Origin of the sequence: Mesorhizobium sp. M7A.F.Ca.AU.001.01.1.1 (assembly GCF_004022735.1) — a bacterium.
Taxonomy (GTDB): Bacteria; Pseudomonadota; Alphaproteobacteria; order Rhizobiales; family Rhizobiaceae; genus Mesorhizobium; species Mesorhizobium ciceri.
This window is the reverse complement of sequence record NZ_RZPF01000406.1, coordinates 1-5,881: the sequence shown is the minus strand read 5'-3', so window position 1 is coordinate 5,881 and position 5,881 is coordinate 1. Positions and strand designations below refer to the sequence as shown.

General features: G+C 63.1%; 6 protein-coding genes and 1 pseudogene. 3 read left to right on the top strand and 4 right to left on the bottom strand.

Annotation, left to right across the window (positions count from 1 at the left end; all coding sequences use genetic code 11):
* Window positions 1–292 (top strand): CoA transferase (locus EN884_RS22535; protein WP_206617622.1); only part of this gene is annotated, 292 nt, incomplete at its 5' end.
* On the top strand, window positions 289–1,938 hold the full coding sequence (locus EN884_RS22530) for a thiamine pyrophosphate-binding protein (RefSeq protein ID WP_063168499.1): 1,650 nt from the start codon (window positions 289–291) through the stop codon (window positions 1,936–1,938). The genes EN884_RS22535 and EN884_RS22530, both read left to right, overlap by 4 nt.
* A 211-nt stretch (window positions 1,939–2,149) precedes the next feature.
* Here the strand turns inward: EN884_RS22530 and EN884_RS22520 are convergent, their stop codons facing one another.
* Both EN884_RS22520 and EN884_RS22515 read right to left on the bottom strand, forming a co-directional pair.
* Window positions 2,150–2,590 (bottom strand): CHRD domain-containing protein, encoded by a 441-nt coding sequence (locus EN884_RS22520; RefSeq protein WP_013530918.1) that lies wholly within the window; start codon window positions 2,588–2,590, stop codon window positions 2,150–2,152.
* 153 nt (window positions 2,591–2,743) lie between these two features.
* On the bottom strand, window positions 2,744–4,027 hold the full coding sequence (locus tag EN884_RS22515; RefSeq protein WP_063168500.1) for a cystathionine gamma-synthase family protein: 1,284 nt from the start codon (window positions 4,025–4,027) through the stop codon (window positions 2,744–2,746).
* A 125-nt stretch (window positions 4,028–4,152) separates the two neighbouring features.
* Here EN884_RS22515 and EN884_RS22510 point away from each other — a divergent pair, with 125 nt between their 5' ends.
* Window positions 4,153–4,611, top strand: coding sequence for an Lrp/AsnC family transcriptional regulator (locus EN884_RS22510; protein ID WP_024501498.1), 459 nt, complete (start codon window positions 4,153–4,155; stop codon window positions 4,609–4,611).
* A 50-nt stretch (window positions 4,612–4,661) separates the two neighbouring features.
* Here EN884_RS22510 and EN884_RS22505 read toward each other — a convergent pair whose 3' ends face one another.
* Window positions 4,662–5,633: an ABC transporter substrate-binding protein gene (locus EN884_RS22505; RefSeq protein WP_013530916.1), complete on the bottom strand. Its 972-nt coding sequence runs from the start codon at window positions 5,631–5,633 to the stop codon at window positions 4,662–4,664.
* Window positions 5,634–5,673: 40 nt separating this feature from the next.
* Window positions 5,674–5,881: pseudogene (locus tag EN884_RS22500) on the bottom strand (ABC transporter permease); the annotation flags it as partial.

Genomic DNA, 5,881 nt, shown 5'->3' with positions numbered 1-5,881 from the left:
ACGCATGGTCGAGGCGCTGAAGGTTTTTGACCGCGATCCGCTGCTGGCAAAGCTCGAAGCGGCCAGCGTGCCGGCGAGCCCGATCAACACGATCGGCCAGATGTTCGCCGACCCGCAGACGATCGCGCGCGGCATGCGGCTCGACCTGGACGACGGCCATGGCAATCTTCTGCCTTCGGTGCGCGCGCCGATGGTGATGTCGGGCACGCCGCTGGTCTATGAGCGCCCCTCGCCGCGCCTGGGCGAGCACACCCAAGAAATCCTTGCCGAACTGGAGAAGTCTGGACAATGAAGACTGGCGGACAACTCATCGTCGACGCTCTCGAAGCCAACGGCACCGACCGCATCTACTGCGTGCCCGGTGAATCCTATCTGGCGGTGCTCGACGCGCTGCACGATTCAGCGATCCGCACCATCGTCTGCCGCCAGGAAGGCGGTGCCGCCATGATGGCCGATTGCCACGGCCGCCTGACCGGCAAGCCCGGCATCTGCTTCGTCACCCGCGGCCCCGGCGCCACCAATGCCTCGGCCGGCATCCACATCGCCATGCAGGATTCGATACCCGTCATCCTGTTCATCGGCCAGGTCGCCGGCCACGCCAAAGAGCGCGAGGCTTTCCAGGAGGTGGATTACAAGAGGTTCTTCGGCGACATCGCCAAATGGGTAGTCGAGATCGACGACGCCTCGCGCATCCCAGAATTCGTCACCCGCGCCTTCGCCGTGGCGACATCGGGCCGTCCCGGCCCAGTGGTGATCTCGCTGCCCGAAGACATGCTGACCAGTGTCGTTGAAGCGCCCGTCGCCTTGCCGCACACACCGGTCGAAACGCGGCCCGGGGAAGCCGAACTCGATGCGCTTGAGAAATTGCTGGCCAAGTCCAAGCGGCCTTTCGTCATCCTTGGCGGCACGCGCTGGGACGCCGAGGCGGTTGCACAAATGCGCGCGATCGCCGAGGCCTGGTCGCTGCCGGTCGGCTGTTCCTTCCGCCGCCAGATGCTGTTCGATCATCTGCATCCGAACTATGCCGGCGATGTCGGCATAGGCATCAACCCGAAGCTGGCCACAGCGATCAAGCAGGCCGACCTCGTGCTGCTGATCGGCGGCCGCATGGGCGAAATGCCCTCCTCGGACTACACGCTGCTGAAAAGCCCCTACCCGGCCCAGACACTGGTCCATGTCCATGCCGATTCCGGCGAGCTCGGCCGCGTTTACAGGCCGGCATTGGCTATCAACGCCTCGCCGTCCGCCTTCGTCGACGCTTTCGCCAAACGCAAGCCGGCCTCCGCACCCGTCTGGGCAGCCGAGACGCCAAAGCTGCATGCCGCCTATCTCGACTGGTCGACACCACCCGAAAGCGGCCCCGGCCCGGTCCAGATGGGCCCGATCATGAACTATCTCGAAAAGATGCTGCCCGACGACGCCATCCTCACCAACGGCGCCGGCAATTATGCCACCTGGGTGCATCGTTTCCATCGCTTCCGCCGCTTCGCCACTCAAGGTGCGCCGACGTCAGGCTCGATGGGCTATGGCACGCCTGCGGCAGTCGCCGCCAAAGAGCTGTTTCCAGAGCGCACCGTGGTCGCTTTCGCCGGCGACGGCTGCTTCCTGATGAACGGGCAGGAATTCGCCACTGCCGTGCAATACGACCTGCCGATCGTCGTCGTCGTCGTCAACAACGGCATCTACGGCACCATCCGCATGCATCAGGAGCGCGAATATCCCGGCCGCGTGGTGGCCACCGACCTCAAGAACCCCGATTTCGCGGCTCTCGCCCGCGCCTATGGCGGCCATGGCGAAACGGTTGAGAAGACGGCGGACTTCGCCCCGGCCTTCGAACGCGCCCGCGCCAGCGGCAAGCCGGCGATCGTCGAGATCAGGCTCGACCCCGAAGCGATCACCCCGACCCGGACGATGACCCAGATCCGCGACAAGGTTTGAGGGCCGACCGGGGCAAGTCGAGTTCCTTCACGCCCCCTCTGCCCTGCCGGGCATCTCCCCCTCAAGGGGGGAGATTGGCAGTTTCGTCGTCTCGCCCTTCTTCCAACACTGGCGATTGGCGAAACCCGAAGTACATTCGATCTCCCCCCTTGAGGGGGAGATGTCCGGCAGGACAGAGGGGGGCGCTGTCCTGCCAACCTTCAACGGTCAGCTACTTCGCCTTCTCGATCTGGCCGCGGACCTCCCCATTCGGGTTCGCTTTGGTGTGGACGTTGACGTAATACTTGCCGGCCTCAAGGTCAGCCGCCTGGGCATCAGTGAGCGTCTCCGACCCCTTGATCGGGCTCTTGAGTTTTTTGAACGGGATGACAGGGTCGGCGTTTTCACCCATCGCCGCAGGGCCATGGATATGCGCGGCCGTCGCCGGTCCGCTGAGGCCGGAATATTTGACGTTCCAGTTGAGCTTCTTCTTGGTCGTGTCGAAGGTGAAAGTGGCTGTGCCCTTACCCTTCGTGGTGACGGGCGGGCTCTGCTGGCTGCCGTCTAGTGTCGCCTTGAACTTTTCCATGGCTGCCAGGGCGGGCGATGCGAACAGGAAAGCGGTCGAAATGGCCAGCGCCGACAGCGCCGGTAAGAAGGATTGGGTGCGCATGAAGAACCTCCGATTGACTGTGCACGCGTCGCGGCTCCCCGGCGCGCGCATGCGCCAACGGAACGGCCTGGCGGCACAATGTATCCAACCACACGTTTTTGTGATGACGTATAGAGATCCTAGGGCCGTCCTGTCCGGCTTCAGCGATAGCGGTCAGACCGCCGCCAGCGCCTGCGTCAGGTCGGCGATCAGATCGTCCGGATGCTCGACGCCGATCGACAGCCTGACCGTGGTCTCCAGCACGCCGATGCGCTGGCGCACCTCGAAGGGAATGCCCGAATGGGTCATGGCCGCGGGGTGACTGGCCAGCGATTCCGTTCCGCCGAGGCTCACCGCCAGCTTGAAGATCTGCAATCCGTTGAGGAAGGCGAAAGCCGCCTTCTCCCCGCCCTTGATGTCGAAGGAGAAGGTTGATCCGGCGCCGCTGCATTGCGCCCTGTAGGCGCGGCCGGCCGGCGTATTCTCGCCCAGAAACGGCAGGTAGTGCACCTTGTCGACCTTGGCGTGGTCGCGCAGGAATTCGGCGATCAGGCGAGCATTGTCGTTGGCCCGCTCCATGCGGATCGACAGCGTCTCCAGCGAGCGGCCGAGCATCCAGCAGGAATGCGGGTCGAGCTGCGTGCCGATCGCGCCGCGCAGCGCCTTGATCGGCTTGGTGATAGCCTTGCTGCCCATGGCGGCACCCGCGATCAGGTCGGAATGGCCGCCGACATATTTGGTCAGCGAATAAACCGACACGTCGGCACCATGTTCGATCGGCCGCTGGAACACCGGACCCAGCAATGTGTTGTCGCACACGATGATCGGCGTTGACCCTTGGCTCGCGCCGATCTCGTCGGCGATCTTGCGCATCAGCGCGAGGTCGACCAGGCTGTTGGTCGGGTTTGACGGCGTCTCGATCAGGATGACCGACACGCGGCCTTTCGCGACGGCCGCGTCGGCGGCCGTGCGCACCGCCGGCTCGTCCACGCCATCCGCGAAACCGACAGCACCGATGCCGAAACCGGAGAGCGTGCGCGTCAAAAGCGTCTCCGTGCCGCCGTAGAGTGGCTGCGAATGCAGGATGACGTCGCCCGGACGGGCATAGGCGAGCAGCGTCGTGGCGATCGCCGACATGCCCGATGAAAACAGGATGCAGGCATCCGTCCCCTCATAGATCGCCAGCCGGTCCTCGACGATCTCGCTGTTGGGATGATTGAAGCGCGAATAGACCAGGCCGGAGGCGGTGCCGCTCGGCGGCTCCTTCCTGCCGGAGGTGTAGTCGAAGAAGTCGCGTCCCTCCTCCGCCGACTTGAACACGAAGGTCGAGGTCAGGAACACCGGCGGCTTGACGGCGCCCTCCGAAAGCTGCGGATCGAAGCCATAGCTCAGCATCAGCGTCTCCGGGTGGAGCTTGTGGTTGCCGATATGGGTTTTCGACGGGCGTGGCGCGGTCATGGCTTTTCCTGCCTGTTCGACTGAAATAGTGAACGGCAATTTATGCGATCTCGTTCCGCCAGTCCTTGCTATTTTTGGGCTCACATGGCTGCATCCCCGCAACAAATTGCCTGGAGAGACCGAAAGTGCAGCAGAAGATAGCCGACGATTTCGACCTGAAAATCCTGCGTGAGCTGCGGGCCGACGCCCGCATCACCAACAACGAGCTTGCCGAGCGCATCGGCCTGTCGCCGTCGCCCTGCCTGAGGCGGGTGCGGCGGCTGGAGGAGACCGGGGTCATCAGAGGCTACACCACGCTGGTCGATCCCTCAGCCTTCGGCTGGAGCATGGTCGCCATCGCCACCATCCGGCTCAGCCGCCAGAACGAAGACGAGATCGTGATGTTCGAGGACGCGATCCGCGGCTGGGAAGAGGTGCTGGAATGCCACCTCGTCACCGGTTCGCGCGACTATGTGCTGAAAGTGGTGACGGGAAGCCTCGAACAATACGAGCGCTTCATCAAGGAAAAGATCGCGCGGCTGAAATGCGTCGCCTCGATCGAGACCAGCTTCGTCATGAACACCATAAAGGAACGGCGCCTCTGACATTTCTGCCGGAGGCGCCGCTTTCTGGATAGATGTGTTGCCGGCTAGGCTTACTTGACCGCTTTGTCGGTGATGGCGGTGGTGTAGGCGCCGGTCGGCTCCTTGGTGATGATCTTCTGGTCGAGCAGCGCCTTGGCGGTGCGCTCGTAGGTCGCCGGGTCAAGCTTGCCGTCGGCATTGTCGATCAGCTTGGCGACTTCGCTCATCATGCGCTTCTGGTGGTTCTCGTCCTGGCCGCCGCCGTCCATGACGATGCCTGCGGCTTCGTCATTGTTGTCGATGGCATATTTCCAGCCCTTCATCGAGGCGCGCACGAAACGCACCATCTTGTCTTCGAAGGCCGGATCCTTGAGCTTGTCTTCGGACGCATAGAGCCCGTCCTCGAGCAGGTCGTTGCCCATGGCCGAGTAGTTGAACACGGTCAGCTGTTCCGGCTTGTAGCCGGCGTCGATCAGTTGCCAGTATTCGTTGTAGGTCATGACCGAGATGCAGTCCGCCTGCTTCTGGATCAGCGGCTGCACGTCAAAACTCTGCTTGAGCACCGTGACGCCGTCCGGGCCGCCCTCGGTCTTCAGGCCGAGCTTGTTCATCCAGGCGTAGAACGGATACTCGTTGCCGAAGAACCAGACGCCGAGCGTGTGACCTTTGAAGTCGGCTTCGGTCTTGATCGGGCCGTCCTTCGGGCAGACCAGCTCCATGCCGGCCTTCTTGAACGGCTGGGCGATGTTGACCAGCGGCACGCCCTTTTCGCGGGCAGCCAGCGCACCGCCCATCCAGTCGACGATAACGTCGGCACCACCGCCGGCGATCACCTGCTCGGGCGCGATATCGGGACCGCCCGGCTTGATGTCGACGTCGAGACCCTCGGCCTCATAGAAACCCTTGGCCTTGGCGACATAGTAGCCGGCAAACTGGGCCTGCGTGACCCATTTCAGCTGCAACGTCACCTTGTCGGCGGCCATTGCCTGGAAAGCGGCAAGCGACATCGCGCCAGCCAGAACGGGAATAATCAGTCTTTTCATTTTGTTACCCTCTGAAGTTAGTGCCCTAAACCCACCGCCCCTATCCACCACGGACAGAGGGATGCCAAAACGTGACGGCTCTTTCGACAAGAGCGACCACGCCATAAAAGACCGAACCCGCAAGTGCTGCAACTGCGATTTCGGCCCAGACCATGTCGATGTTCATCCGCCCGACCTCGGTCGAGATGCGGAAGCCCATGCCGACGACAGGCGTGCCGAAGAACTCGGCAACGATGGCGCCGATCAGC